This is a genomic window from Hoeflea sp. CAU 1731, from assembly GCF_039888615.1.
GTDB lineage: Bacteria > Pseudomonadota > Alphaproteobacteria > Rhizobiales > Rhizobiaceae > Flavimaribacter.
In genome coordinates, this window is the sequence record NZ_JBDQQS010000001.1 from 249,316 (window position 1) to 274,831 (window position 25,516).

Genomic DNA, 25,516 nt, shown 5'->3' on the forward strand with positions numbered 1-25,516 from the left:
CGATTGATGATATCCGAGTTCTTTATTGATCGGCCGAAATTTGCCGTCGTCATCGCTATCGTCACCACGCTCGTCGGCGCTATCGGGATCATATTCATTCCGATTGCGGACTATCCAGATATTGCGCCGCCCCAGGTTTCGGTCACGGCGCAATATCCAGGCGCCAGCGCCAAGGTGATCCAGGACACCGTCGCCACACCTATCGAGCAACAGGTCAACGGCGTCGACGGCATGCTGTACATGACGTCGACCAGCGACAACAGCGGCAACTATGTCCTGACGGTCAATTTCAGGATCGGGACCGATCCGGATATCGCGGCCGTCAACGTGCAGAACCGGGTCGCCATGGCGACGGCGCTTTTGCCCGCCACTGTGGTCCAGCAGGGCGTAATTACGTCCAAACAGTCCAGCAATATGATTCAGGTAATTAACCTGATATCGCCGGACCAGTCGCGGGACGAACTCTTTCTCAGCAACTATGCGGCAAACCATGTGCAAGAGCCCTTGAGCCGCATTCCGGGCGTGGGCGGCACGGCCCAGTTCGGCCAACTCAATTACAGCATGCGGGTATGGCTGGACGCAGACAAGCTGACTTACCTCAACCTGACGGCGTCGGACGTCGTCGATGCGATCAACGCCCAGAACGTCCAGGCGACCGCCGGAACGGTCGGCGCTCCGCCGTTCGGCGACGGCAAGATCGACTTCCAATACACGCTGCAAGCCGAGGGTTTGCTGGATACGGTCGACCAGTTCGAAAAGATCATCGTGCAGGCCAATACGGACGGATCGCTGGTCCGGCTGAGCGACGTCGCCCGCGTGCAGCTCGGTTCGGAAACTTACGATTCAAACGCCACTTTCAACAACACGCCGGCGGCCGCGATCCAGATCCTGCTTGAAAGCGGCGCGAATGCCCTCGACGTCGCCGACGGCGTCTACAAGCAGATGGATGAACTGGCCAAATCCTTTCCCGAAGGCGTCGCCTACAATCTGACCTATGATGTGACGAAGGCCGTTCGCGCTTCGGTGCGGGAAGTCATGCAGACGTTGGCAATCACCGCGCTTCTGGTCATCGCGGTGACCTTCATGTTCCTTTTGAGCTGGCGGGCGACGATCATTCCGGCGATTGCAATTCCCGTCTCTCTTCTGGGCGCTGTAGCGCTGATCTATCTCACCGGCTTCAGCGCCAACATGATTACGCTATTCGCAATCATTCTCGCCATCACCCTCGTGGTGGACGACGCGATCGTAATCATTGAAAACGCCGAACGCATCATGGAAGAGGAGCAACTGGAGCCGCGAGAGGCGACGCTCAAGGCGATGTCGCAGATCACCGGGCCGATTATCGCCACAACCTTTGTGCTGGCCGCGGTGTTCGTGCCTGTCTGCTTTTTTCCGGGAATCACCGGAAAAATCTATCTGGAATTTGCGCTTACAATCGTTTTTGCGTTCTCGCTGTCCGCAGTCAACGCGCTGACGCTGGGTCCGGCGCTTTGCTCGCTCCTGCTGAAGAGAAGCACCGGCCACGCCAAGGGGCCGCTGAGGATCATACCCTGGACGGTGGATCGGCTGCGGCGCGGATATATGTGGCTGGCGTTCAGAATGCTGCGTTTCGCAGGCGTCACGCTGGTGTTATTCGCCTGCTTTATTGGCGCAACGGTCTATCTGTTCCAGGCAACGCCCACAGGCTTCATTCCGCAGGAGGACCAGGGCGTTCTTATGTCGAGCATAACATTGCCGGACGGAGCCTCCCTGCAGCGCACCGAGGAGGTTATCGCTCAGCTGAGTGATATCACCGCAAAGACTCCAGGGGTACTTAACGTCATCGGCGTGAGCGGCGACAGCCTCATCAACGGGACGCGTCCGAACACCGGCATGATCGTCGCCGTCCTGAAGGACTGGAGCGAGCGAACAACGCCGGAAACCCAATGGTACAGCATTCTTGCGACGCTCGACAGCAAATTCAACGCTCTGCCTTCGGCGACGGCGGTCGTTTTTCCGCTGCCGACGATACAGGGCGTTGGCTCCAGCGGCGGAACCTCCGCCGAGCTTTTGGATCTCAATACAGGCAGTCTGCAGCAGCTCGATTCCGTCCAGCGCGCGTTCTTGACTGCATTGAACGCGACGCCGGAATTCAAACAGGCGTTTGGCAATTTCGCCGCCACGACGCCGCAATATTATCTCGCGATCGATCGTGATCGGGCGCAGATTCTGGGTGTCGATATTTCGAATATCTACGAGGTGCTACAGGCCAATCTTGGCGAATATTACGTCAACAATTTCGTGGTTGACGGCAATATCTACTGGGTCGTCCTCACCGCGGAATCCCGGTTTCGACAGTCGGTCGACGACGTCCGCGACATCTATGTTCGAAACGACTCGAACGAGATGATTCCGCTCAGTGCGCTCGTAACGGAAAGCCCTATTCTCGGGACGGACCAGATCTATCGCTACAACTTGTTCCAGGCCTCATCGATTACCGGATTGCCGGAACCCGGCGTTGCGTCGGGCGAGGGGATCAGGATAATGGAGGAGGTTGCGGCGAAAACCCTGCCGGATGGCTATCGCATCGATTGGGGCGGCGTAACGCTTCAGGAGGTCCAGGCAGGCGGCCTTGTCGTCTACATCCTCATCCTTGCAGTCATATTCGCCTATTTGTTTCTGGTCGCCCAGTATGAAAGCTGGACCTTGCCAATGTCCGTCATGACGTCGACCGTGATGTCGGTGTTCGGCGCCTTGTTGCCGCTGTATTTTCTCTCCTTCCTGAACAACAATATCTACGCACAGATTGGGCTGGTGCTGCTGATTGCGCTTGCGGCAAAGAAGGCGATCATGATCGTCGAGTTCGCCAAGGTGCGCCGCGACGAAGGCGCCAGCATCGCTCATGCGGCGCTGAGCGCCGCGAAGCTGAGGTTCAGACCTGTCACGATGACCGGTCTTTGCTTCGTCATTGGCGTCCTGCCGCTTATCTTCGCCTCCGGGCCGGGAGCGAGCGCCAGGTTGTCGATCGGCGTGCCGGTATTCGCCGGGATGCTGGTAGACAGCACCTTGGGCCTGCTGATGGTTCCGGTGCTGTATTTCGTATTCCAGTCGATGCGCGAAAAGTCGAATAACTGGCGCCGTCGCCGGAACCGGTCTGAACAAACATGGACGGAGCAAGGCGCGGGATAAGGACCTCCTGTACACTCCCAATCGCGAAAGCTTTTTGGCCTCAGGGCTTGAGCGTATTCAACTCGTCCAGAACGGTGGCGGTCTTGTAGGCGTAATATCTTATGCCGATCAGCATCATCGACAGCCGACGGCTGTCCACGTCAAGACGGGGTATTTCCAGCTCTTTCAATGCGTCGGCTGCCATTCCGGGCGCTTCGGGGGAAGGCAGGAACGCCTTTTCCAGTTGTTTCTGAACGGTGTGAAGAAAGTCTGTTGTCTCATCGGAGAGTTGAAACGGTTCTGTCTTCGAGCGCGTATCGACATAAAGGGTGACGTAGGAGACCAGGGCGTCGGCATAGGCCAAACGTCTCCTGAGTTTCTTCGGCGGCTGAAGGTCGAGCAGACGTTCCGCCTCGATCTCGGGAATGATCTCGGCGAGCTTCCTGGATGACTGTTCCAGCGCCGCCAGGGAGGCGTTTTGTTGCTGCTTCGGGCTTTCCGTCGTCGTGTGTAAGAGATCCAACGCCTTGCTTTTGATATCCGCCAAAAGAGGATCGATTTTGTCGATCGATCTGACCGGAAAAATCAGCAGCGCGGCTGCGAGCCCGGTGAATGCGCCAATGAAGGTGTCGTAGACGCGCGCGAGTTCGTTTCCACTGCCAGCGTCGGCCAGAAGATGAAAGGCGATGAGTACGGTGTAGCTGATCAGGCCGGATGCAATTGTATAATTTCCGGGAAGCGCAAGCACGACAAGTCCCAACGCCATCAAAGCAGTTGCAGCCTGAAACGACGTCAACGGAATTGTGTTTTCGACCAGGATCGCCAAGGCGGCGCCAGCGGCTGTTCCGACAGTTCTTTCGGTCATCCTCTGCAGAGTCGCGCCCGCGGTGCCGCTGAGCACCATATAGACTGTCATCGTGGCCCAGAAACCGTGGGCGAGATTGAGCCATGAGGTCAGGAAAATAGTGATGCTCGCGGCGACAAAACCCTGTATCGCCATTCTGTTTGCTGCTTCCGCATCCGCTACTTCGACTTGCCAGGCGCGGCGAGGCTCAGGCGTCGGCTTGCCGGCGCTCGTCGTCTGCAAAATTTCAAAGATCCTTGCATAGGCGGCGAACAGTCTGAATTCATAGAAGTCTTTTTTATCGTTCCCACCCCCGGATGAAAGGAGGCGCTCGCGAATGTGTTCGACCTCATCAGAGGGACGCGCGCTGTAGCGGTCTGAACCAAGTAAAACCTGCGCAACATCCTTGCGCAATGCTGCAAGATCCGGACGAGCGATCACATCGCCATTTCCCGACGCTTTGATCTCCTTGTAGAGGTCGCCCATATACTGGCCGGAAAGCAGAATGCGCAGAACCCGCAGAACGCGCGACTGGATCTCGTCGCTGATCTGGGGGTTTTGAAACACGACAATATTGGAGAGGCGTGCAAACTCGGTCCAGCGCGCGCGCAAATCATCGACCTCGAGTTGACCTGCGACGTCGTTGTCTCTCAGTCTTCGCGCAAACTCGGATAGAATCGAATCCTCCTCGGATGCAAAAGCATTGAGGGAAGATGGCCGCCAGCCAAGAATACGCACGACGATGGCGGATCCCGCGCCAATCAGGGCAGCAAGGGGAAGCCACCATGAAACGCTGCGATCCGGGTTCTCGATGACGAGAAACATGAACATCATCGACATCAGTCTTCCGATCTGGGTTCCGTCGACGCCGTAACGCCGCAAGTAAAACCCGAACGCTATGACGGGGACCCAGACATAGGTGACGAGCCTGCCGCCTGGATCGAGGCTGCCCCAGCCGACAATCGCTCCGACGAGTAGCACCGCAAGAACCACAGCGCCGTTGCGCAGGATCAGCTTGAACTCAGTCGGCTTCGGCCCAGGCGTCAGAAACAGCAGGCTGAAGGCGGCGCTTGCGGCGCAGAAGATCGTCAGGTTCGGGGCCAAGCCCGACGGGGCGAAGCGATAGAGTCCATAACCGATTGAGCCTGCAAGGATGGTGGCAAGACCAAAATGCAGTCCGCGAACCAGGTTGAGGCCGCCGGGATCTACCCGGCGAAGAAAGGAAGCAAACCTGGTCAGTCCAAGTGTCATTTCGGGCTGTCCGGCTCCCTCATGTGTCTCTATCCATCGCTGTCACAATGTATGTTTCGGTGTCAAAAAACCAATCAACAACGGCAGTATATTGAATGGACCACGACTTCCGAAGAGGCGCTGTCGAGGATGACGCGGAGGCTTGTAATCATGTATGAATGCAGGTCTACTTCGCGCCAGAAGCTGCACACGCAGGAGCCGCTGAATGAACGACCGCTTTCGTAATCTGGTCTACGGATTGGCCTTCGCCATCATGATCGGTTACATATTGCATATCGGAAAGCCGATATTCATCCCTATCATCTCCGGCGTCATTTCCGTCTACGTTCTGTCGACGATCGCTTCCGTGCTTGGACGAGTTCCGGTGGTTGGAGCGGTGATCCCGCTCTGGCTACGCAACGTCATTGCTCTGTTGTTATTCATTTTCCTCGCCGTATTGATGATTTTCCTGTTCGCCGAGAACGTTCAGCGGATCGTGGCGCTCGCGCCGCAATACCAGTCGACATTGCTGCTTTTCATTGGAGACGTCGCGAATTATCTGGGCATCGACGATGAGCCCACCTGGGATACGATACGCAATCTGCTTCTTGAAAATATCAATCTTCAGCGGGTCATAAGCACGACCGTGACGTCCGTGGGCTCCTTTGCCGGGCAGATTTTCGTCGTGATTTTCTATGCGACTTTTCTGATCGCCGAGAGACTGCATTTGCCCCGCAAGGTCATGCTTGCGGCTGGCAACAGAAAAGACGCCGAGACCGCAATGGATGTCGTTGGAAGCGTCAACCAGCGCATTGGCGAGTATCTGACGCTGAAAACCCTCGTCAATGTGATGCTGGGATTGATCAGCTATGTCGCAATGCTGGCGATCGGACTTGATTTTGCGGGTTTCTTCGCCGTCTTCATAGGCGTTCTCAACTACATCCCGTATGTGGGGTCGATGGTGGGTGTGGCCGCGCCTGTCCTTCTCGCCGCAGCGCAATTCGGCTCGATCCCCTCGCTGCTTTTCGTCTTCGTCACGCTGACAGCCTCGCAAATGTTCATGGGTGGCGTCGTAGAGCCGCGGCTGTTCGGCCGATCTCTTAACCTGAGCCCCTTCATCATTCTTATTTCGCTGACTGTCTGGTATGCGATCTGGGGCGTGGCAGGCGCCATTCTGGCGGTTCCGATGACGTCTATGGTCGTTATCGTGATGGCGGCGTTTGTGCCGACGCGACCAATCGCCATACTGCTGTCGAGTGACGGCCGCATCGGCAAGAACTGGGACAAGCAACCCTTTGCTGAAGCGGCGGACGGGCAGGAAATGACCAGTTCATAGGCCGCGGCGACAGTGCAGAAAATCGGTCGTCTTAATTTCAGGGCCGAGCAACTATGAGGTGACTACTGGCAGAGTGCTCGGCGGATTCGACGCCGCCGGCCTCTATTCCTCAAAGCGATCAAGGGCGGTTGGATAACCGAACGGATCAGACTTCAATCATAGAGACAACGAAGTCCGCCCGGTCTTGAACAGGAGCCTTGGGCAGAGGAACGACCGTGTAATTCAATGCCCGATAGGCTTTCAGAAGCCTCTCATACTCGGCGACGGCCTCGCCGAAATCGTGTCTGCGCTCCGTGTCCTGACCGAAAAGCTCGGGCCAGGGCGGTGCGAGGAACATCATGTGATGATAGCGTCGCGGAATGCACACGGATTCCAGGACAGGTTTTCCTGTCGCCTGTTCCAAGGCGGCTGCAGCGTCGACGAGGCCACGGTCGAAGAACACCGGTCCATCGGCTGCTTGCGCCTCCTGCAAATCCACCAGCGCCATTGCAACAGCCCTGCGCGCGAATGCAGCGGGATCACGCCAGGGCAGGGCTGCTCCGCCGTTGCACATCTCCTGTCTGACAATTCTGCGTCCAGGTTCTTCGACGGTGGCGTAGCCTCTTTCGGCGAGTTCCGAAAGCAGCGTGGACTTTCCGCCGCCGGAGCAGCCGGACAGGATGAAGAAATTGCGTTCGCCCGCAATCATTCCTTCTGCATGCGTTTTGGGGAGCCCGTGCTCATTTCCGTGCCGATATAAGGAAGCCGCGCTTCCTTCCACTTGCCGAAACCGCCATCCATATGCGCTATCTTGTCGACTCCGGCCTCGCTGCACATCTTCGCAACGCGGCCGGATCTGACGCCGGAACCACAATGGAGCACGACGGGCTTGCCCTGCTGAGAGGGCAGATCTTGCGCCGAGAAGAAGGCCATTGGTGAAAGAAGCGCGCCTTCAATGTGCTCGAACATGAACTCCTGGGGTGTCCTGACATCGATCAGCACGATGCGATGCTGCGTCAAGGCCTCGTAAACCTCCTCCGGCGTCCAGGTTTCGAAGACCGTGTCGCCGAGTTGCCCGGTTTGCATTCTTGCACTCCTTCTTTCGTCTCTGCTTTGAATAATTGTTTTGGTTTCAGACCGTTGAGGACTTGTAGTTTCGGTCTCTCTCGCTTTCCGCGATTTCGTTGTCGACCATCTTTTTGATGGCGTCGACCGTCATCCGCATATTGCTCGGCTGACCCTCTGCGGGTCTGCTGTCGTCATCGAGATAGCCGTTGGGTCCGTTGTGTCCAACTCCAGGAAAAGTGATCCGCGTTATGCGGCCTTCGCGACGCGCCTCGTTCCAGTAGGATTTCGCGAATAATCGCCAGCGGTGAATGAACCCGACAGCGCCGATGCGGGCGACGCGATCGGCCGTGCCCTGTATATGGACAATGTCATCCAGGGCGGAAAGCCCGGAATGGGAAGAAAGCACGCCGCCAAGGGAAAACAGCGAGAGCCTTGCCTTGAACGCTGTCCGCAAAAAGGGGGCGGCGCCGACTGAGACTTCCGCCCCGCCGCTGTAGCCCAGCAAAATCACAGGACGGTGGGAGCCCGGCGTCTGACCTGACTGGTAGAGCTTTTTGCGGATGACCTGATAGGTGCCTGCGCTGTAGATCGGACCATACCTGCCGTCAGCGGCGACAAGCACCTGAAACATGTTGCGCAATCGGATCAGGTTCTTTGCCACGTTGGCGCTGTGGCCTCCGAGATAGCGCCAGAACCAGCCAAAAATGCGCTGGCCGGTTAGCGGAATGCCCATCGGGGAATACGGGAAAAAGTCCTGTATGACGGTCGCGTAAGGCATCGCCTTTTTCAACTCGTTCAGAAAATTCGCCTCCAGCGGCGGATGCGAGTCCCCCGTGATTGTTCCGATCCCCGTGACGTAGACCACCACTGCCTTGTCGTCGGCTTCGTTGACCGTCGCCGGATCTTCGGAGAGCTTGTCGATCGGCAATCCTTGGATGTTTTCAAGGTCGCCATCATCCGTGGTTGTCCAGCGCGACCACCACGTCATCGCTTCAAAGGGAGCGGTGAACAACGCCACGAACAGCGTTGCGCCAGCTATGAGCAAAATTCCGGTCAGCAGTTCCTGCAGGTCGCTCATCGGTTCATTATCCGCTGTTTGACGTAGTCGGCGATCTGTTCTGACGAATAACGCGACAGTCGTCGACTTGCAAAAAGGAACCCGCCGCTATGGGCGGCGCGGCTTTTGGAAAAGAACAGGCGCTCGACCAGGCTCATCACAACCCATCCGGACAGCGCGCACAGCGCGCCGGACAGGAAGGGCACCTTCGCTGCGTAAAACATGCCGTACATCATGTTCAGCGTCGTCCAGCCGTACAGAACGAACAGGATGACGTTGCCGATGCTCGGCAAGACCGCGAGAAAACCGAACACGAGAGGCGACGTCGCTATGAAGATGATGGAGATGAAGTTCCAAGGCGGCAGAACCGTATCGAAGAACAGGCTGGCGACCATCACCGACGCTGCCATCCAGACACCAAGACGTATGGCCAGCGAAAGTCCATTGAACAAGAGGCCAAGAAGAAATCCGATGGGGGAGGCCGACACAAGAAACAAGGCGAAGCACTGGCCGATAAGAACCGACGCGCCCGCCAGAATGACGATCAGAGCGGACACCAAACGCGTTGCGTCGTCCATGCCGGACGGATCGTAGATTTTCGGGTCAAACCGCAACGCCCCGGACCACATGTGGTGCAGCAATTGTATCAGGTCAGTGAAATCCATTTGCGTCCCGGCGACTCACAGCAGAAGACAGTAGCTGTCCCGTTCTAACGTCGCGTAGAATAGGACAGGCTTGCCTTCTTTGACATATTTTGACGCCGCAAGCCATGAAATCTATTGTCTCGTTCCTGCTTGCAGCATTCGGTTGTTCCTGTTATGTTCCGATCACATAATGCAGCCGGGGAGTGCAGGCATGCCGACACGTCAGGAAAAATTTGACGCCTTTGCAAGTTTGCACGCCCAGGAGGGCTGCTTCGTCATCGCGAATGCATGGAACGCTGGATCCGCGAAGATACTGGAAGCATTGGGCTTCAAAGCGATCGCCACGACATCCGCCGGCTTGGCCTTTGCACTCGGCGAACGCGATTCCAGCAATCGTCTCGATCGGGAAACGATGCTTTCCAACGCCAAAGAGATTGTGGAGGCGACGTCGCTGCCCGTCTCCGCAGATCTGGAGAACGGCTTTGCTGAATCGCCTGAAGACTGCGCGTCAATTATCGGGGGCGCTATCGCCGCGGGCCTTGTCGGTTGCACCATCGAGGATGCCACTGGCAATTCCGACAAACCCATTTACGATTTCGAACTTGCTGTTGATCGAATCGCTGCCTGTGTCGAAGCAGGCAAAGGACAGAACTTTTTCCTGACGGCGCGAGCCGAGAATTATCTTCATGGGCGGCCGGACCTTGACGACACGATCCGACGTCTGCAGGCTTTCGACAAAGCCGGCGCCGAGGTGCTCTACGCGCCTGGATTGCCCAATCTCGCCGCCATCCGCGCCGTTTGCGATTCCGTCCACAAGCCTGTGAATGTTGTCATGGGATTGTCAGGTCCGACATGGTCGGTTGGTGAGCTCGCGCAGGCCGGAGTCAAGCGCATCAGCGTCGGCGGATCTTTTGCGCGCGCAGCGCTCGGCGGACTGGTGCGCGCGGCGGAAGAGGTGTTGCACAGTGAAACCTTCACCTATGCCGGCGACGCTCTACCCCATGCCGCAGCGACGCGGTTCATGGCCGGGAAGGGCGACGGAGGGTAGAGGCTACCTTTTGGCGCGTGTTATCTTCAGTACACGGTTAACCAATTCGTCCTGCAGTTTCGGGTTTTTTTCCAGATTCATATGGCCAACATTCTTCATGTCGGAGATGTCAACGTTTTTAAGCCGTCCCCTGAAACCCGGTCCCTTGGTGATGGCGTTGGAATCGGTGGCGTTGGGCACATAGAAATTGATGACACTGTCGATGTTCTTGCCAACCGTCCGCTTGATCGTCGGATCATAGGCGACCACAAGGGCGACCTCCAGACCATTCTCTGCAAGATAGTTGGCCATCGTTACTGAACTGTTGGCGCCAAGCGAGTGACCGGCGATCACGATCGGATACGAGACCTTGTCGTCTTTTGACCGACGCACAATGTCGTTTGCAACGGATTTCCATCCGCTGTGATTGAAGGTTCTGGCGTTAAGCCCGCGGGCTTCCATCTTTTTCTCAATTTCGTCCATTCCGAGGGAAAAGATGTTGGCGAGACCACGCAGCAGATACACCTCTCCGGTGCGAGGATTTACTTTCCGGTTTTTTGTGTTGCTGTAGCTATGATTTGTGCTGTCACGGGTCTGACGGTTTGTGTAACTGCTGTCGTTTTCAGCAAAGCCTTCAGGTATAGATAGTGCAATTATGAGTGTTGCTGCGCAAATTGCGGCGAGCACAGAATTCATCGTCTTCCCGATGCCAAGCATAGAGCGTACCCCTCTCAATCGTCCCCCGACGTTGCAGCATTACTAGCCGAACATTGCTTCGATAATAGCGCATGTACGGTTGTAGAACTACTAGCAGAGCGGGAATTAACAAGTCCCGAGCGGGTATTTATTATACAATTGTCATCAAAATAGAAAGAAGACAGTCCGATTGGGTGCGGACTCAATAGATCCAGGGAATGATCTTTTTTGTTCTTTTGACGTAGGAACGGTACTCTTCCCCGAATTCAGCTTTCATCATCTCTTCTTCTGTTCCGACACGCAGGAAAAACAGCGCGCCGAATCCGACGATTCCGGACAGTCCCGATATCCAGTTCGCGAAGAGGAATGGCTGCGCAAGCGCCCAGACCCAGAAGGCCGTATACATGGGATGACGCAGATGCGTGTATATCGAGGTGGTGATGAGCTTGTGGCCGGTTCTGAGGTCAAGGCTGTTCGACCACATCGTGCCGAGCGCCTTGTGGGTGAGATGGAAGAGTATGAGCGACATGATCAAAAGGACTGTTCCAACAGCGATCGAAAACGGGCCTATGTCATGATTGAATGGCCGAAACCATCGCGTCGACATCCAGATGACCGGCACAAGAAACAGGCCGCTGAAGGAAATCGCCAGTGATATATCCTCTTTGAGATTGCGCTTGCTTTGCTTGACGCGATGACGACGCGCGCGGACGTTCGGCCGCCATCTCAACGCCACCCAGACGACGATGAATATCCACCAGACGGTTTTGCCGGCCAATGACCAGTCTATTGATGACATATACGCTATCCCTGCAGAGCCTTCTGGTCAGATGCGAGCAACTTGACGATGTGCGGTATTGCGGCAAGCGACCTCGTGTCAAACGGTCCGAACAGCCGTATCCCGAAATCGAAATCGACAGGATTGTCGTAATAGCGCACATATTGGCCATGCGTGCGATAGAGCGAGCGTTTCATGCGCCGGTAGCGGGCCGGCGTCATACCGCGTTTGAAACGGACGCGATCAATCTTGTATCGGTCGGGGTCGCCTGTCAGACCGGCCGGCGTGAATGGATCTGACTTGTAGAAGGCGATGGCGTCGTCCTTCGACTGGAATTCGTGCCAGAAAAGCGCGGGCTCCGAGAGCACTCTTTTGAGTTGATCGCGCATCCATGACGCTTTGGGACTTAGCGCAATCTTGAGATGGCTTGAGCCGAGCGCCAGGAAGCGCAGTTTCTTGCCTTCCAGCAACGACGGACTTTCCTCCAGCGCGCGAGTCAGCGCGCCAATAGCCCAGAGGCTCCCGAAGCTATGGGTCGATATGACGATCTCGTCATGGTTGGACGAAGCGATTTCTTCGGAGACGCGCCTGGCGAACAGATCCATGCGATCATCGATCTTGGGATTGCTCCGATTGACCATATCCCGGGCGAATCCCCAGTCGCTGATGGTCAGTGGCATATAAAAAAAACGTCCGGGCCAGCGGCACAGGATCAGCCAGAAGACGATGGCTGCTGGCGGGACGAGCCAGTTCGTCAGCCCCAGCCAGTCTGCGATCCATCGCGCGGCCATAAGGCTCGCAGCAGCAAAAAGAACCGCCAAGACTAGCGGATAGATGGAAAAGAGAAAATACAGCTTGCTGGTGCGCATGTATCGCAGCACCGTGCCGTCTGCAAAGAAGGCAAGATACTTGACGAAGTTCGCCAGGAATCCTGCCGGATAGGGCGAGTTCTCGTATTCCGCCACGATATCGAACCAGCCGAACTGCACGAGCCTTGTGTCGACGCGCCAATCCGATCCCTTCGAGTGGAAATCGGTGATGCTCATATGATCGGCTTCGCGGGCCTCCCGGGGCGATCGCTCCACCGTAAATCCGAACACGTCGCCGGTCTTCTCCGCGCAACGGGCGAGGCGATCAACGAGTGCTTGAACGCTGGTGTTTTCGAAACCGGAAAAATTGAGAACCAGACGCGTATTGACCCTGTCGCTGACGAAACGGCGACGCGCTTCCGCAGAATACTGAGGCTGCCTATCTCCGCGGCGTCCTGATTGCATGTTCATCGGCGAGTCATCCTGCCCAGATAGCACGTTCACTTCCAGACAGGCCGGTAAAAATCAACTCTTAATTTCCTTGTTACAGTTCCAGATAACCGCCTTGGTCAGGAGTAAAAATGCACTGACTCCAATTGATCTGCAATCCACGCCGTAAAGATACATCAAGAATAACGTCATGATTTCATTTGGTTGCAAGTACGGTTTGCTGTGATCCCGGTTTGCAGCGGCGTCACGTCCATTCCATTTTGTCCGAAAATACCGTATAAGTCCCTCATCGAAAGTAACATCGGATCAATGCGCAAACGCAACGCGCTTTCCCCGGAACAGGGCGATCCGCACACTTAGCCAGCACAATGAAAATCAAGTTTCCCGAGGTGTTTCGGCCCCTCGTCGGTCAGTCGCGTTTCAAGGGCGCGTGGGGCGGACGGGGCAGCGGAAAGTCACATTTTTTTGGAGGATTGCTGTGTCTCAGGGCGCTTGACGGGAAGGTGAGAGCCGTATGCCTGCGCGAAACACAGAACTCGATCCGGGATTCGGTCAAGCAACTGATCGAAGACAAGATCGCGGATTTCGGGCTTGAGGCGTTTTTCGACGTCACCGACACGCAGATCCGGGGGCCCAACGACAGCCTGTTCGCGTTCCGGGGGCTGAAACACCACAACGCCCATTCCATCAAGTCGCTCGAAGGGTTCAACATTGCCTGGATCGAGGAGGCGCAAACCGTCAGCCAGAGGAGCCTGGATCTGCTCATTCCGACAATCCGCAGTCCGGGGAGCGAATTGTGGTTTTCCTGGAACCCGGAAAGTCCGACGGATCCGATCGACCGCTTCCTGCGCCGCCAAAAGCCAAAGGACGCTGTCGTCGTTCGGGCAAACTACACCGACAATCCGTTCTTTCCGGACGTCTTGAAGGCGGACATGGAGCGTGACCGGGCGTTGGACCAGAACAAATACGAGCATGTGTGGCTGGGCGACTACCGCAACCTCTCCGACATGCAGTTCATTGCCCGCGAGACTGTCGCTGCCGCGCGAGACAGGCAATGCGCGTTGCCTGAAGGTCCGAGGATCATGGGGCTCGACGTCGCGCGTTTTGGGGACGACAGAACCGTGCTGGTAGCGCGCCACGCCTACAAGCTTGCCCGGATCTGGCGCTGGTCGACGCTCGACCTGATGCAGACGGCGGGAAAGGTCAGCGAGATCGCTCTTCTGGAGAAACCCAACGCCATCTTTGTCGATGGCGTGGGCGTTGGAGGCGGGGTGGTCGACCGACTGCGTCAACTCGGATTGAAAGTTATAGACGTCAACGGAGGCTCGAGGGCTTCAAGCAGTCTTCGTTTCAGAAACAAGCGCGCCGAAATGTGGTCGCGCATGCGGGACTGGCTGCGCGATATCGGAGACATACCGGACGACGACGAGTTGATGATCGACCTGCAGTCTCCCGAATACAGTTTCGACGCGCGAAACCGGATCCAGATCGAAAAGAAGGAAGACATGAAGCGGCGGGGGCTCTTGTCGCCTGACATCGCCGACGCGCTGGCGCTGACCTTTGCGGAAACCGTTCACCACGAACGCATGAACGCAAGCGCCGGCCTGCAGGCCAATTCTTCGGGATTTGATCCCCTGGAAGGCTGGTAGGCGACACTCGTTCGGCAAAACACTGTTCTCAACGGGAAGGAACCAAGAATGAGCTATGAAACTGGCGTGACCGCGCAAAGCCTGCCGGTGGAACTTGCCGACGGCGTCGGCGCCGTCGCGATCAGCAACGCCGCCGGCCTGTCCTGCGAAATCAAGTTGAGCATTGGCGAGGACATCTACGTAAAATCCGGCGACGGCGCGACGATCACGGACCAAAGGCTCGTGCCAATCGATATCGGCGCGCCGTGCTGGGTGCGCGTCGACGTCGCCTCCGGCTCCTGCGATGTGCAGGTTCTGGAAAAACGCAGGCGATAGTGGCCATGTCGAGAGGCGCGGTTGCGATCGTTCCGGCCACACTACGCGATGTGTCCTATATCGTCGCCAATTTGCGGCCAGACGATAAAAGCGAAATCCAATGTCAGGTGCCGCCAGGCGCAAAGCCGGCGGCGATTGCCGCAAGCGGCCTCGCGGCTGGTGAAGCCTTCGTCGTTCTGCGAAGCGGCCAGCCAAGCGGCGCGTTCGGTTTCGCCCCGATCAGCGAGGGCGTTCTGAGCGCCTGGTCCTATGGCGCGTGCGGTTTCGAACGCTGCATTCCCGCCGTCACGCGTTTCGTCTTTCGCGAACTGGTCGACGCCTGGAAGACACGCGGCATTCGCCGCATCGAGGCGCGGTCGATCGAAAGCCACGCGTCTGCGCATCGTTGGCTGGAGGCAACCGGCGCCAGGCGACGGTGCGTCCTTGAGCAATGGGGCCGGAATGGCGAGCGGTTTTTACTCTACGAATGGGTGCGCGGCGGCGTGCCCGCATCAGTCTACAGGAGATGGGGTCATGTGCTTCAGTACCAAAATCGAGACACCGAAGACAACGACGCCGCAACCGGTCAAACGTGAATCGGATGCGAGCCTGTTGTCCGAAGCGCGCAGACGCCGGCGACGGGCCCGCGGTTCCAGCGCCAACATTTTCACGTCCGCGCTCGGCGACAGCGCATTCGGGACCTTCGTGCAGCCTGCGCGCACGCACCACTCTTCTGAAGAGGAGCTTTGATGTCTGCAGATCCGACAGTCGAGACGCTGCTTTCGCGTCTGGAACAACTCGCCAATGCGAGACGGTCGTGGGAAAACCATTGGCGCGACATCTCGCGCTATGTCGCGCCCGGTCTTGAACATCAGGCGATCCTCTCGGCGGTCGAAGGTGGAGACGCCTCAAGGCCCTATGGGGCATACCACGCGCCGAACATTTACGACCACACGTCGCTGATGGCGATCGATCGTCTGGCCGCGGGCGAAATCTCGCTTGTTATGCCGGCAAGCGCCACATGGCATTCGCTTCGCAGCAGCGAACCGTTTGCAAGCGCGGCGAGCGATGCGGAGTTGCGATGGTTCGACGAACTGACACGCTATATGTTCCGGATGCGCTACAATCCATCATCCGGGTTTGCGCTGGCCGGGAAGGCGGCGGTGAAGGGCAGGGCGGCTTTCGGGACAAGCGTCATCTATGTGGAAGACGCGCCGGCGCGCACGCTCGCCGCACCGGTGTCCTATCGCCACATTCCGTTGCTTGAAAACCATCTCGCGGCGAATTTCGAAGGTGTGGTCGACACCAATTTCCGCGTCTTCACGCGCACCGCCCGGCAATGCGTCGAACGGTGGGGCGAGCGATGCTCGAAAAAGGTGCGTGACTGCGCGAGCGATCCGAAGAGACAGGACGCCGCCGTTGTCATTCTCCATGCGGTCATGCCGAAGCCCGATGACGACCGCCATGCGATGGATTCCGTCTCCTACTATGTCGAGAAAGATGAACGGCATTTACTCGCCAAGGGCGGCTACCGGAGCTTTCCCTACATCGTGTTTCACTGGAACCGGGAAAATCAGGGGCCTTATTGCGAGGGGCCGGTGGCGCTTGCGCTCGCTGAAATCAAATCTGTCAACATGCTCTCGAAGCAGGAATATATCGCCACCCAGCAATGGGTGAACCCGCCGACAGCGCAGCGCGACGACGCGACCAATCCTCCCAATCTCAATCCGGGAGCGCCGAACCCGGGATTGCTTAGCGAAACAGGCGAGTTGCTCATCCGGCCGATCGTGACGCAACAGCGACCGGATTTTGCGCGGGCCATTATCGAGGCGAAGCAGAACCAACTGCGCGAAAGCCTTTACGTCAACCTGTGGCAGATCCTGATACAGAACCCGCAGATGACAGCGACGGAAGCTTCGATACGCGCGCAGGAGAAGGGGGACCTGCTTGGTCCGTCCGGGCTCTCTTTGCAGGACGGCCTGGCGCGAATGATCGACCGCGAGTTTACGCTTCTCGAAGGTCGCGGCGTCTTCCGGCCAGGCCGGCCTCTTGCGGCGCCCGGCGGATTGCAGGGGCACGAGATCGGCGTCACCTTTACCGGTCCGCTCGACAAATTGCGACGGGCCGGAGAAATCGTTGGCATGCAACGGGTCCTCGAACTGGCCGGCGCCATGGCCAAACTCGGCAAGCCGCAGGTGCTGGAGCGTTTCGATCTCGATGAAATGCTGGACATTGCGCAAGACATTCACGGCGCCCCGCGGTCGATGTTCAAGCCCATCGAGGACGTAAGGCAGGCCGAAGCGGCGTCGCAGCAGGTTGACCAGATCAAAACCCTGACGGAACTGGCTGTGAATGGCGGCAATGCAGCGAAAGCAGTGGGTGAAGAAAGCGCAGCCTTTGGCGACATGCTTGCGATGGTGCAAAACGACGGTGGCCAGCGATGACGCACACATATCATTCTCTGTCGACCGGAAAAGATGGCGGTGAGCGGCGCGACCGACAGGCGTTTGCCGAACTTCAAGCCTCCTATCGCAGGTTGTTTTTCGAAACAGGCTCGACGCACAAGGATCAGGAGATCGTGCTGTCCGATCTTGCCGCCTATTGCGGATACTTCTTTGCGCAAACGCATGAGAAAAGCGCGGACGCGCTGCGCGAGGCCAACGCCATGCGACGCGTCTTCGCCCGGATCATTCGGCTTGGTCTGTCGCCGGATGGCGATCTGTCGGCGCTTTATCGCGCCGCGTCGGCGGAACTGATCGCCGATCAGGAAGAAGGTGTGACGCTTTGAACGCAAGCAAGAAGACAAAGTATGACGCGGAATCCGCACAAGCCCCGAACAGAAGAACGCTCCGCCACATCGATGCGCTTGTCGATCGCAAGCGGCATCGAGTTCGTTTCGATCCGGACACCACAATAAATTTTTGGGGGTATAGTCTGAAGCTTGGCGACCGGATCATCGGAGACCCGAATGTCGGCGATGTCAGCTACTATCCGGATGACCATTCAGCAGGGGAGCGAGGCATGCCACGCCCACCCAAGCCGAGACCGGTCGCTCTTGCCGAAATTCTTTTTCGGGACGGCGTCTTCCTGAACGGCGATGACGCGTTGATCCGCGCGTCGCACGGGCATCGGATCGACACCATCCATGACCGTTTCGTTGGGCTGTCGCAGGCTTCGCGCACTGGAGAGACCGTGGAGCCGGAAACGATCTACACGGCGCGCCTCGGTCAGCGATTTATCACGAGGGACGGCCAGGACAGCTCTATCGGCTACGTGGCGTATCTCGCGGATAGTGGTTTCGACAGGGACGGGCTGCTTGTGCATCTGTCCGGATCGAGGCATTCCTTCAGATGGACGATCACCGACAAGCCGCCAACGCCATGGAGCTACCTCATGCAGATCAGCGGCTATTCCTCGAATCGGTATTCTCCGCGCAAACCATCAAGGACTGGATGGAATGCGTGGCGCGCGGCAAACGGTTTCGTCGCCGCGCCGAAACGCCCGATCGAGATCGGGAAAGCGGCGTCCCTTCGTACGCCTTTAAAGTTGCCCGTGATGCATGAACCGGTGCGCGCATGACCAGGCGCAACAAGGAGAAGCCGACCGACAGCGCCGGTGGCAGTGCTGCAGAACTGCTGGAAAATGGATTGAATTTTCCGATGATACGCGACGCCGTGCTGCAGGCTGCGACGGAAGCCGGCGGCGGCAGTATGGTCGAATATCTGCGTGTGCAGGCGCAGAAGCACCCTGGCGGATTCATGACGCTGCTAGGCAAAGTCCTCGCCATGCAGGAAGTCAGGCATGAAGGCGGAACCTTCAAGCTCGATTTTACCGTGCAGTTCGTGAACAATAACCAGGAAAACGAATGAGCGGCGCTCAAACAAAAAGACGCTGACCTCGGTCAGCGCCTCCCTGTTCAAATGGAACCTGAAATCCCCCTGCAACGGATTGTCTTTGACATTCTGCTGCAATCGAATTGCCGGCTCATCTGATAACCAGAATCTTTTTAAAACCCTGGCCCATGATCTGTCGCGACCGAAGGTCTGACAAACATGCCGGATTTAACGAATTAGACCGCCGTTTTCCGGAGTATCGGTACACTTTATCGCGTATGCATCCGTTTCCAGTGCGTCCCTTGTGCCATCTGTAGCACGATGCAATCGCCATGGGCGTGTGCAGCAATACCACGCAAGGGTTGCAAGATGTTCCGGTTTTCTTACCCATCTGGCGGTTGGGAATGTCCCCGGCTTGCAAGGAAATAATTGTCCAAAAACGGCGCCCTGTCGAGCGCGATTTTTCCACAGGGGATAACTCAGTGGATTGTTCAAAAGAGCTGTTTGCCTGTCGGGAGATAGCGGTTGACGGCAGCTTTATACGTCGTTCGCGCTGACTGTTGCGAGTTACGTTTCAATCGAAGGAAAAGACAATGATCGTAAGTCTACGTAGGAGAAATAATAAATAATTTCAGTAAGGTAAAGTCATTTTTACCCTGCAATGCGTTTTTGCAGCATTGCGGCGCGATGGAAATTTTGACGAAAATTCTCTATAAAGAGACATCAACAACTACGATCGGCTTCGTGCGTCCGGGGTAAGGCTTCGGACCCCGGGCCGAGACTTCAGCACAAATTGGAGCTCTGCCGACCGCTGCGACACTGCAGGGGCGGATTTCCGCGCGCATTCGCCTGTGACCAGTCCGGTCAAGCCAACATCTACAAGGAATTATCATATGACGACGCTCGACAGGTCCGCAACTGATGCGGGCAGCCTTGACGCCGCTGAAGGCGGAAGTGACAACGGGTCAAACCCTTCCGCATCGAATTTCCTTTCCGGTCTCGACAGAGACAGCCGGGAATGGATCAACGCGAACGGGATCAGCGATGACGATCCGGCGGAGATGCTCTCCGGTCTCATCACGAAATCCCGCGAGATGGAAAGCCTGATCGGCCGGTCCGTCCGGTTTCCGGCCGAGGATGCAAGCGCGGAGGAAGTCGATACATTCTACGATCGTCTGACTGCGCGCCTTCGACCAGAGGACGCGGCCGGCTACGAATACTCGCTGCCCGAGGGACTGCCGCAAGACATGCCCTACGACAGCGAATTCGCCGACGCCTGGCGGCAGTTCTCGCACGATGCGAAATTGCCGGCGCATGTATCCGCAAAGGCCCATGACTGGTTTCTGCAGCACGCTGCGACCGCAATTCAGGCCCGGCAATCGGAAAACAATGCGCTTTTCGAACGGCTCGCCGACGACTCCACGAAAGCGATCGAGGAGGCTTGGGGACCTCAGGGTTCCCGGCGCTACGCGACAAATCGCGAGCACTTCTCGAAGGCGATCGACGGTCTCGGGGGTGAAACCCTGATGTCCGAACTCGTGGACGCGGGAGTCATCGACGAAGATCAGCGCATCCTGGCGCCCAGGATCGTGATGGCTCTCGCAAAAGCCGGGGAGGGGATGTTCGCCGAAGACCAGCTTGTCTCCGGAGGCGCGGCCTCACGCAATCCGTTTTCGGACGAGAGCCGGAACTGGGACGAACAGAACTCCATCATTCGCGACGACCCGACCCTCGCGCGCCAACTCATCCAGTCAGCGGGAAAGGACCCGACGACCTATCGCTTGTGAGCGCGCTCTCTTGCCAATGAAAGAGGATTTGCATGGCTATCACCTATCAGTCAGACATCATTACGCCCGAGGTCTATCTCGGATACATGAAGGAGGAGTTCCCGGAGCGAAACCTGTTCGTTCGGTCCGGCATACTTGAAACGCCGCCGCAGGAAGTCCAGTCGCAATTGAACGCCGGCGGACGCCTGATCAACATGCCCTTCTGGGACTATCTCTCGCGCACTGCGCCCGACATCGTTTCCGATGACGAAACGGTGGAGATCACACCCAGGAAGGTGACGGCCAGCAAGGACCAGGCCGTCAAACATTATTGGGCGAAGGCTTACTCGCACATGGACATCGCCGGGATCATGGCGAGTGGACACCGAAAGGATCCGGCGGGGCATGTGCTGCAGCATCTGGCGGAAGACTGGATGGGCGCAGAACAGACAATGCTCATCGCGTCCTGCCAGGGCCTGTTTGCAGACAACGCCGCCAACGACGACTCCGACATGATCTTCTCCGTTTATCAGGATATCGCGTCGCCGACGGCAGCCAATCGTTTCTCGCGATCGGCTTTCGACAGGGCTTGCCAGACAATGGGAGATCGCCTCGGCGACGTCGTGGCGATCGCCATGCACTCGTCGGTTTTCCTGTCGGTTCAGGACAATGACGATATCGATTATGTCCAGGATTCCAAACTTGAGAAAGACATTCCCTACTACAAGGGACGGCTGGTGATCATCGACGACCAGATGCCGGTGACCTCGGGGACGAACTCCGACAAGTACACCTGCTACCTGTTCGGGCGCGGCGCATTCGCCTATGCGTCGGCGTCGCTGGATGCGGACCAGGCGCTGGAATATGACCGCTCTCCGCTCAAGGGCAATGGCGGCGGTCAGACCAACATGGTCACGCGGCGGCATTGCGTGCTGCACCCGCGCGGCGTGAAGTGGACGGACGCCTCCTGTTCGGGGATTTCTCCAACCGAATCCGAACTGGTGCTCGCGACAAACTGGGACCGTGTCTACGACCGGAAAAACATCAAGCTCGCGCAGCTTGACGTCAACGCCGGATAACCGGCTTAGCGACGGGGGCGACCGCCCCCGTTTTCTTTTTCAGGAGATCGAGATGACGAAAGCCAAACGGCTCCGCAATGGAGCCAAGATTGTTCGACGCGACCATCTGGCGAGGCTTGCCGCCGGCGCCGATGGACTAACCCACCTGGTCAAGACTGACGACGCCGGCGCTGTGAAACGCCGGGAGCTAGCGGAACAAGTGGTCGCCATCGGCCGCGCAAACCGTGGGCAAGTACCTGCTCGAAGCAAATCCGGAAGTGGCTCCAAGGGCGCAGAACGGGGAGAAATAGCATGACGTCCGCGATGACGGAAACCGGCGTGTGCAACATGGCGCTGGACATGCTGCAGGAGGGGCCGATCGGGTCCATCGACGATGACGAGCCGAACGCGCGCCGGTTCAAGAGAAACTTCGAGGCGTTGCGGGATTCTTTTCTCGCGACGCATCCCTGGAACTTCGCCGTTGCGCGGACGGAACTGGCGGCCAGCGCCGACGAACCCTTTTTCGGCTGGGACTACAGCTATCCGCTTCCGGGCGATTGTCTGCGCGTTTTGCCGCTGCGCGAAGAGGGTTTGTTCAATGGCGGAACGATTGCCCACGAAATCGAAAACGGGAACATTCTGACGGACGCCGCGCCGCCGCTCAAATGCCGCTACATCAAACGTGTCAGCCAGTTCGGGCTCTGGTCGCCTGTCGCCACAACAGCGTTCGCTGCATTTCTGGCCGCGAACCTCGCTCATGCGATTACGGGCAAGGCGAGCTTCGCCCAACTTGCCGCAGACCGCTTCGAGCAGGAACTCAAACGCGGACGGTGGATCGACGGCTTGCAGGGAATGACTGAGCGCGCGGACACCAATGACGTGATAGCGGTTCGGGGTTAGGCGCAATGACTGTCTATCCCATACAGGCAACGTTCACGCGCGGCGAGTTGTCGCCGGCGTTGCATGGACGCATCGACACCGATCACTACGCCATGGGGCTCGCCAAGTGTGAAAACTTCTACGTCCTGCGGCAGGGCGGCATTCGGCGCCGGTCCGGAACAGTATTTGTTGCGGAAATCAAGGACAGCACAGACGTCGCCCGCCTGTTTCCTTTCGCGTTCAACGAGACGGAAGCCTATGTCGTCGAACAGGGCGATCGCTATTGCCGCTTCTTTGCGCTTGACGGACAGGTCGAGATCGACGGCGAAGCCTACGAAATCGAATCCCCGTATGATGTTTCCGACGTTGCCTCCGTGAGCTACGCCCAAAGCGCCGACGTTCTCTACATGGTTCACGGCGACTATCCGCCCTACAGGCTGATCCGGTCCGGCGAGGTGGACTGGGCGTTTTCGGCGTTCGAATTCGAGGACGGGCCTTACCTGGATGAAAACGCGACTGCGACGACGCTGACGCCTGAAAAATCGGGTCACATCACGCCGCAGATGTCGTCGAACACGGATTCCGAAGGATCGGCGAGCGCCAGCAACGGATCAACGGACGCCTTCCGCATGTTTGACAGGGAAAAGGTCGCCCAGGTAGCGCTTGCCGAGGGGTCGAGCGGATATCTGCGGTTTCAATTCGCGGATAACGCCCGGAAAGTCGCCGACGCCTACTGGATCACCGCCACCGACAATGAACCGAAGTTCAACGACCATTTTACCCAGTGGGAATTCCAGGGATCGAATGACGGAGACAACTGGACCACGCTGGACAGCCGCGACGGCGAGACAGCGTGGAGCGGAAGCGAAACCCGCTATTATGAATTCGATAATGACGCCGCATACGCCTATTACCAGCTGAAGTTTTCCGGCGGCGGCGGAAGCGACGGCGAGTATTCGCGCAGCGCTGAACTCGCCATTCATCAAAAGGCAAGCGACCAGACGCCCTTTGATCTCACCGCGTCTTCAACGGAGGGAATCAACCAGGACGCCGGCTTTCAGTCTTCGGACCTGGGCCGGCACATACGACTGCTTGGATCCGACAGCCGTTACAGGTGGGCGGAAATCACGGAAGTCGTGTCCACGACGGTTGTCCGGATTCGACTTCACGGCCACGCCTTGCCGGACCTCAATCCGATCGTCTTCTGGTCGCTTGGCGCATGGTCGGAACAAAGCGGGTGGCCGCACTGCGCGGGCTTCTATCAGGCAAGACTCGCCTTCGGCCGGAACGATGCAATGCCAAGGACGGTCTGGCTTTCAAAGTCGCTGGAGTTCGGCAATTTCGGGCAATCGGTTCCTGTCGAGGATTCCGACGGGCTGTCCATCTCGATGACCGGCGGCCGGCTGAACGCCATTTCCTTTATCGAAGAGAGCGGAGATCTCGTTATCGGAACCAACGGCTCGATGCGGACACTTGGACCGGCCGCAAGCACCGAGGCGCTGTCTCCGGGCAATGTGCGCCAAAAGCAGCAGACGACGACCGGATCGGCTTCCATCGCGCCGGTGACCGTGTCCAATACGCTGATTTATGCGGGGTTCCACAAGGCAACGCTGCACGAGTTTTCATACAATTACGACGCCAATGGCTACCTTTCGCCGGAACTGACTGTGCTGTCGGATCACGCCTTCAAGCCGGGAATCGCCTTTCTGTGCTACCAGGAGACGCCGGACAGCCTGATATGGTGCGGGCGAACGGATGGCGTTCTTGTCGCAACGACCTATGACCGCCATCAGAAGGTTGTCGGCGTTTCAAGGCACATTGTCGCCGGCGGCTACGCTGATGACGGCGCTGTTGTCGAAAGCGGGTGTGTGGTTCCGGTGGAAAGCGGCGATCGTCTCTGGCTTATCGTGAAACGCACGATCGGCGGCGCGGTGAAACGCAGCGTCGAATATCTGGACATGCCGTTCGACGGCAAGCCGATCGGGGAAGGGGTGTTTCTTGACGGCAGCCGGACGGTGGCGTTCGAGGAGGCAGCGTCGGAAATCATCGGCGCCGAGCATCTTGAAGGCGAGACTGTCGGCGTGTTTGCCGACGGCGTGGATATCGGCGATGCGGTCGTCTCGGACGGGGCGTTCACCTTACCCGGTGAAACGACAGCTCTGAAAGTGACTTACGGCCTGCGTTTCGAGAGTTACGCCGAAACCCTGCGATTGCCCCAGGCGGGCAACCGGGACGGCGCGGCGCTTGGACGCCGGATGCGCGCAGTCTCCGTCAGTCTCGACCTGCTGGAGACCGGCTATATCAGGGCTGGATCAGCGGCAAGACAGTTCGAATACCTGTTCAGGAAAAGCAGCGAAACTCTTGGCTCCGCGCCTGAATTGTTCACCGGCTGCAAAAGACTTTCTGCGGAGGACAGCTGGAGCAATTCCGGCGTTGCGATCGTCCGCTCGGACAGGGCCTATCCCGCCACGATACGCAGCGTCATGGTGGGCGTAGAAGGAGAACCGTAATGTGTATTCAATTGCTGCCGCTGGTTGGCGGCGTGTTGTCGGGCCTCGGCAGCATGGCGGCCTCGCAGGCGCAGGCCGACGCGTATGAGATGCAGGCCGAGCTTTACGAGAACCAGGCGGAAATGGAAGCCGAACGCGGGCGTTTCGAAGCCGACAGGATCACTCGTCAGGCCAGAATGCTCGCCGGACGCCAGTTGGCCAACTATGCCGCCTCCGGCGTGAAGCCAACGGGCAGCGCCGCTGCGGTGATCGACGACACGGCTGCGGAAGCTGCGCTCGACATAAGGGCGATCCGTTACGGAAGCGAGGCGCGCACGCAAAACCTCATGACCAATGCCCGATACCAGAAGCAGAACGCCGCCGCCGTGAGACAAAGCGCGATCTACGGGTTTCTCTCGCCCGTGATCGGCGGCGCTGCAAAGACCAATTGGGCGACCATCTGACCGGAGCGCTAGCACGATA

24 protein-coding genes are annotated in these 25,516 nt (G+C 57.9%); 16 read left to right on the forward strand and 8 right to left on the reverse strand.

Annotated elements, in window-relative coordinates:
- The first annotated feature begins 6 nt into the window (after positions 1 to 6).
- Positions 7 to 3,168 carry an efflux RND transporter permease subunit gene (locus tag AAFN47_RS01220; protein ID WP_499807348.1) on the forward strand — a complete coding sequence of 1,054 codons (3,162 nt, stop codon included), beginning with the start codon at positions 7 to 9 and terminating at the stop codon, positions 3,166 to 3,168.
- Between the two features lie 40 nt (positions 3,169 to 3,208).
- On the opposite strand, the gene AAFN47_RS01225 is transcribed toward AAFN47_RS01220, so the two are convergent.
- Positions 3,209 to 5,242: an FUSC family protein gene (locus AAFN47_RS01225; protein WP_499807350.1), complete on the reverse strand. Its 2,034-nt coding sequence runs from the start codon at positions 5,240 to 5,242 to the stop codon at positions 3,209 to 3,211.
- A gap of 205 nt (positions 5,243 to 5,447) precedes the next feature.
- On the opposite strand from AAFN47_RS01225, the gene AAFN47_RS01230 reads away from it, so the two are divergent.
- Positions 5,448 to 6,557: an AI-2E family transporter gene (locus AAFN47_RS01230; protein WP_499807352.1), complete on the forward strand. Its 1,110-nt coding sequence runs from the start codon at positions 5,448 to 5,450 to the stop codon at positions 6,555 to 6,557.
- 145 nt (positions 6,558 to 6,702) lie between these two features.
- Here the strand turns inward: AAFN47_RS01230 and AAFN47_RS01235 are convergent, their stop codons facing one another.
- Genes AAFN47_RS01235 through AAFN47_RS01250 form a run of 4 tightly spaced genes read right to left on the reverse strand, consistent with a single transcriptional unit; the run spans position 6,703 to position 9,326 of the window.
- A complete protein-coding gene (locus tag AAFN47_RS01235) occupies positions 6,703 to 7,245 on the reverse strand; it encodes an AAA family ATPase (RefSeq protein WP_499807353.1) in 543 nt (180 codons plus the stop codon).
- Positions 7,242 to 7,622: a rhodanese-like domain-containing protein gene (locus tag AAFN47_RS01240; RefSeq protein WP_499807355.1), complete on the reverse strand. Its 381-nt coding sequence runs from the start codon at positions 7,620 to 7,622 to the stop codon at positions 7,242 to 7,244. The genes AAFN47_RS01235 and AAFN47_RS01240 overlap by 4 nt, the downstream gene beginning before the upstream one ends.
- Before the next feature lie 46 nt (positions 7,623 to 7,668).
- Entirely contained in the window at positions 7,669 to 8,682 is a 1,014-nt protein-coding gene (locus tag AAFN47_RS01245; RefSeq protein ID WP_499807356.1) for a hypothetical protein, read from the reverse strand.
- Entirely contained in the window at positions 8,679 to 9,326 is a 648-nt protein-coding gene (locus AAFN47_RS01250; RefSeq protein ID WP_499807358.1) for a hypothetical protein, read from the reverse strand. The genes AAFN47_RS01245 and AAFN47_RS01250 overlap by 4 nt, the downstream gene beginning before the upstream one ends.
- Positions 9,327 to 9,516: 190 nt before the next feature.
- On the opposite strand from AAFN47_RS01250, the gene AAFN47_RS01255 reads away from it, so the two are divergent.
- Positions 9,517 to 10,353, forward strand: coding sequence for an isocitrate lyase/PEP mutase family protein (locus AAFN47_RS01255; RefSeq protein WP_499807360.1), 837 nt, complete (start codon positions 9,517 to 9,519; stop codon positions 10,351 to 10,353).
- Between the two features lie 3 nt (positions 10,354 to 10,356).
- On the opposite strand, the gene AAFN47_RS01260 is transcribed toward AAFN47_RS01255, so the two are convergent.
- The 3 genes from AAFN47_RS01260 to AAFN47_RS01270 all read right to left on the reverse strand — a co-directional run bounded on the left by AAFN47_RS01260 (position 10,357) and on the right by AAFN47_RS01270 (position 13,086).
- Positions 10,357 to 10,857, reverse strand: coding sequence for a lipase family protein (locus tag AAFN47_RS01260; protein ID WP_499807361.1), 501 nt, complete (start codon positions 10,855 to 10,857; stop codon positions 10,357 to 10,359).
- Between the two features lie 373 nt (positions 10,858 to 11,230).
- The gene (locus tag AAFN47_RS01265; RefSeq protein WP_499807362.1) at positions 11,231 to 11,827 is read right to left on the reverse strand and encodes a protein-S-isoprenylcysteine O-methyltransferase; all 597 of its coding nucleotides are present in this window, start codon (positions 11,825 to 11,827) and stop codon (positions 11,231 to 11,233) included.
- A gap of 5 nt (positions 11,828 to 11,832) precedes the next feature.
- Positions 11,833 to 13,086, reverse strand: a complete 1,254-nt coding sequence (locus AAFN47_RS01270) for a hypothetical protein (RefSeq protein ID WP_499807363.1) — start codon at positions 13,084 to 13,086, stop codon at positions 11,833 to 11,835.
- Positions 13,087 to 13,433: 347 nt separating this feature from the next.
- Between AAFN47_RS01270 and AAFN47_RS01275 the strand changes: the two genes are divergently transcribed.
- From AAFN47_RS01275 to AAFN47_RS01335, 13 genes are all read left to right on the forward strand, one after another.
- A complete protein-coding gene (locus tag AAFN47_RS01275) occupies positions 13,434 to 14,714 on the forward strand; it encodes a PBSX family phage terminase large subunit (RefSeq protein ID WP_499807364.1) in 1,281 nt (426 codons plus the stop codon).
- A gap of 48 nt (positions 14,715 to 14,762) precedes the next feature.
- On the forward strand, positions 14,763 to 15,029 hold the full coding sequence (locus AAFN47_RS01280) for a hypothetical protein (protein WP_499807365.1): 267 nt from the start codon (positions 14,763 to 14,765) through the stop codon (positions 15,027 to 15,029).
- Positions 15,030 to 15,034: 5 nt separating this feature from the next.
- Positions 15,035 to 15,604: a hypothetical protein gene (locus AAFN47_RS01285; RefSeq protein WP_499807367.1), complete on the forward strand. Its 570-nt coding sequence runs from the start codon at positions 15,035 to 15,037 to the stop codon at positions 15,602 to 15,604.
- Between the two features lie 153 nt (positions 15,605 to 15,757).
- The gene (locus AAFN47_RS01290; protein WP_499807368.1) at positions 15,758 to 17,452 is read left to right on the forward strand and encodes a portal protein; all 1,695 of its coding nucleotides are present in this window, start codon (positions 15,758 to 15,760) and stop codon (positions 17,450 to 17,452) included.
- On the forward strand, positions 17,449 to 17,796 hold the full coding sequence (locus AAFN47_RS01295; RefSeq protein WP_499807370.1) for a hypothetical protein: 348 nt from the start codon (positions 17,449 to 17,451) through the stop codon (positions 17,794 to 17,796). The genes AAFN47_RS01290 and AAFN47_RS01295 overlap by 4 nt, the downstream gene beginning before the upstream one ends.
- Entirely contained in the window at positions 17,793 to 18,587 is a 795-nt protein-coding gene (locus AAFN47_RS01300; RefSeq protein ID WP_499807372.1) for a hypothetical protein, read from the forward strand. The genes AAFN47_RS01295 and AAFN47_RS01300 overlap by 4 nt, the downstream gene beginning before the upstream one ends.
- Entirely contained in the window at positions 18,584 to 18,877 is a 294-nt protein-coding gene (locus AAFN47_RS01305; RefSeq protein ID WP_499807374.1) for a hypothetical protein, read from the forward strand. The genes AAFN47_RS01300 and AAFN47_RS01305 overlap by 4 nt, the downstream gene beginning before the upstream one ends.
- A gap of 857 nt (positions 18,878 to 19,734) precedes the next feature.
- Positions 19,735 to 20,628: a hypothetical protein gene (locus AAFN47_RS01310; protein WP_499807375.1), complete on the forward strand. Its 894-nt coding sequence runs from the start codon at positions 19,735 to 19,737 to the stop codon at positions 20,626 to 20,628.
- A gap of 32 nt (positions 20,629 to 20,660) precedes the next feature.
- Positions 20,661 to 21,686 (forward strand): major capsid protein, encoded by a 1,026-nt coding sequence (locus AAFN47_RS01315; protein ID WP_499807376.1) that lies wholly within the window; start codon positions 20,661 to 20,663, stop codon positions 21,684 to 21,686.
- Between the two features lie 52 nt (positions 21,687 to 21,738).
- Complete coding sequence (locus AAFN47_RS01320; RefSeq protein ID WP_499807377.1) at positions 21,739 to 21,981, forward strand: hypothetical protein; 243 nt, start codon at positions 21,739 to 21,741, stop codon at positions 21,979 to 21,981.
- Positions 21,978 to 22,565, forward strand: a complete 588-nt coding sequence (locus AAFN47_RS01325) for a phage connector family protein (RefSeq protein WP_499807378.1) — start codon at positions 21,978 to 21,980, stop codon at positions 22,563 to 22,565. Before AAFN47_RS01320 ends, AAFN47_RS01325 begins: the two co-directional genes overlap by 4 nt.
- Positions 22,566 to 22,570: 5 nt before the next feature.
- Entirely contained in the window at positions 22,571 to 25,054 is a 2,484-nt protein-coding gene (locus AAFN47_RS01330) for a phage tail protein (RefSeq protein ID WP_499807379.1), read from the forward strand.
- On the forward strand, positions 25,054 to 25,497 hold the full coding sequence (locus tag AAFN47_RS01335) for a hypothetical protein (protein ID WP_499807380.1): 444 nt from the start codon (positions 25,054 to 25,056) through the stop codon (positions 25,495 to 25,497). The genes AAFN47_RS01330 and AAFN47_RS01335 overlap by 1 nt, the downstream gene beginning before the upstream one ends.
- Positions 25,498 to 25,516: the final 19 nt, after the last annotated feature.

What these genes read in the sequence shown, in the direction of transcription:
- AAFN47_RS01220 (WP_499807348.1), top strand. Translation starts at nt 7, where the DNA reads ATGATATCCGAGTTCTTTATTGATCGGCCGAAATTTGCCGTCGTCATC.
- AAFN47_RS01225 (WP_499807350.1), bottom strand. Translation starts at nt 5,242, where the DNA reads ATGACACTTGGACTGACCAGGTTTGCTTCCTTTCTTCGCCGGGTAGAT.
- AAFN47_RS01230 (WP_499807352.1), top strand. Translation starts at nt 5,448, where the DNA reads ATGAACGACCGCTTTCGTAATCTGGTCTACGGATTGGCCTTCGCCATC.
- AAFN47_RS01235 (WP_499807353.1), bottom strand. Translation starts at nt 7,245, where the DNA reads ATGATTGCGGGCGAACGCAATTTCTTCATCCTGTCCGGCTGCTCCGGC.
- AAFN47_RS01240 (WP_499807355.1), bottom strand. Translation starts at nt 7,622, where the DNA reads ATGCAAACCGGGCAACTCGGCGACACGGTCTTCGAAACCTGGACGCCG.
- AAFN47_RS01245 (WP_499807356.1), bottom strand. Translation starts at nt 8,682, where the DNA reads ATGAGCGACCTGCAGGAACTGCTGACCGGAATTTTGCTCATAGCTGGC.
- AAFN47_RS01250 (WP_499807358.1), bottom strand. Translation starts at nt 9,326, where the DNA reads ATGGATTTCACTGACCTGATACAATTGCTGCACCACATGTGGTCCGGG.
- AAFN47_RS01255 (WP_499807360.1), top strand. Translation starts at nt 9,517, where the DNA reads ATGCCGACACGTCAGGAAAAATTTGACGCCTTTGCAAGTTTGCACGCC.
- AAFN47_RS01265 (WP_499807362.1), bottom strand. Translation starts at nt 11,827, where the DNA reads ATGTCATCAATAGACTGGTCATTGGCCGGCAAAACCGTCTGGTGGATA.
- AAFN47_RS01270 (WP_499807363.1), bottom strand. Translation starts at nt 13,086, where the DNA reads ATGAACATGCAATCAGGACGCCGCGGAGATAGGCAGCCTCAGTATTCT.
- AAFN47_RS01275 (WP_499807364.1), top strand. Translation starts at nt 13,434, where the DNA reads ATGAAAATCAAGTTTCCCGAGGTGTTTCGGCCCCTCGTCGGTCAGTCG.
- AAFN47_RS01280 (WP_499807365.1), top strand. Translation starts at nt 14,763, where the DNA reads ATGAGCTATGAAACTGGCGTGACCGCGCAAAGCCTGCCGGTGGAACTT.
- AAFN47_RS01285 (WP_499807367.1), top strand. Translation starts at nt 15,035, where the DNA reads ATGTCGAGAGGCGCGGTTGCGATCGTTCCGGCCACACTACGCGATGTG.
- AAFN47_RS01290 (WP_499807368.1), top strand. Translation starts at nt 15,758, where the DNA reads ATGTCTGCAGATCCGACAGTCGAGACGCTGCTTTCGCGTCTGGAACAA.
- AAFN47_RS01295 (WP_499807370.1), top strand. Translation starts at nt 17,449, where the DNA reads ATGACGCACACATATCATTCTCTGTCGACCGGAAAAGATGGCGGTGAG.
- AAFN47_RS01305 (WP_499807374.1), top strand. Translation starts at nt 18,584, where the DNA reads ATGACCAGGCGCAACAAGGAGAAGCCGACCGACAGCGCCGGTGGCAGT.
- AAFN47_RS01310 (WP_499807375.1), top strand. Translation starts at nt 19,735, where the DNA reads ATGACGACGCTCGACAGGTCCGCAACTGATGCGGGCAGCCTTGACGCC.
- AAFN47_RS01315 (WP_499807376.1), top strand. Translation starts at nt 20,661, where the DNA reads ATGGCTATCACCTATCAGTCAGACATCATTACGCCCGAGGTCTATCTC.
- AAFN47_RS01320 (WP_499807377.1), top strand. Translation starts at nt 21,739, where the DNA reads ATGACGAAAGCCAAACGGCTCCGCAATGGAGCCAAGATTGTTCGACGC.
- AAFN47_RS01325 (WP_499807378.1), top strand. Translation starts at nt 21,978, where the DNA reads ATGACGTCCGCGATGACGGAAACCGGCGTGTGCAACATGGCGCTGGAC.
- AAFN47_RS01330 (WP_499807379.1), top strand. Translation starts at nt 22,571, where the DNA reads ATGACTGTCTATCCCATACAGGCAACGTTCACGCGCGGCGAGTTGTCG.
- AAFN47_RS01335 (WP_499807380.1), top strand. Translation starts at nt 25,054, where the DNA reads ATGTGTATTCAATTGCTGCCGCTGGTTGGCGGCGTGTTGTCGGGCCTC.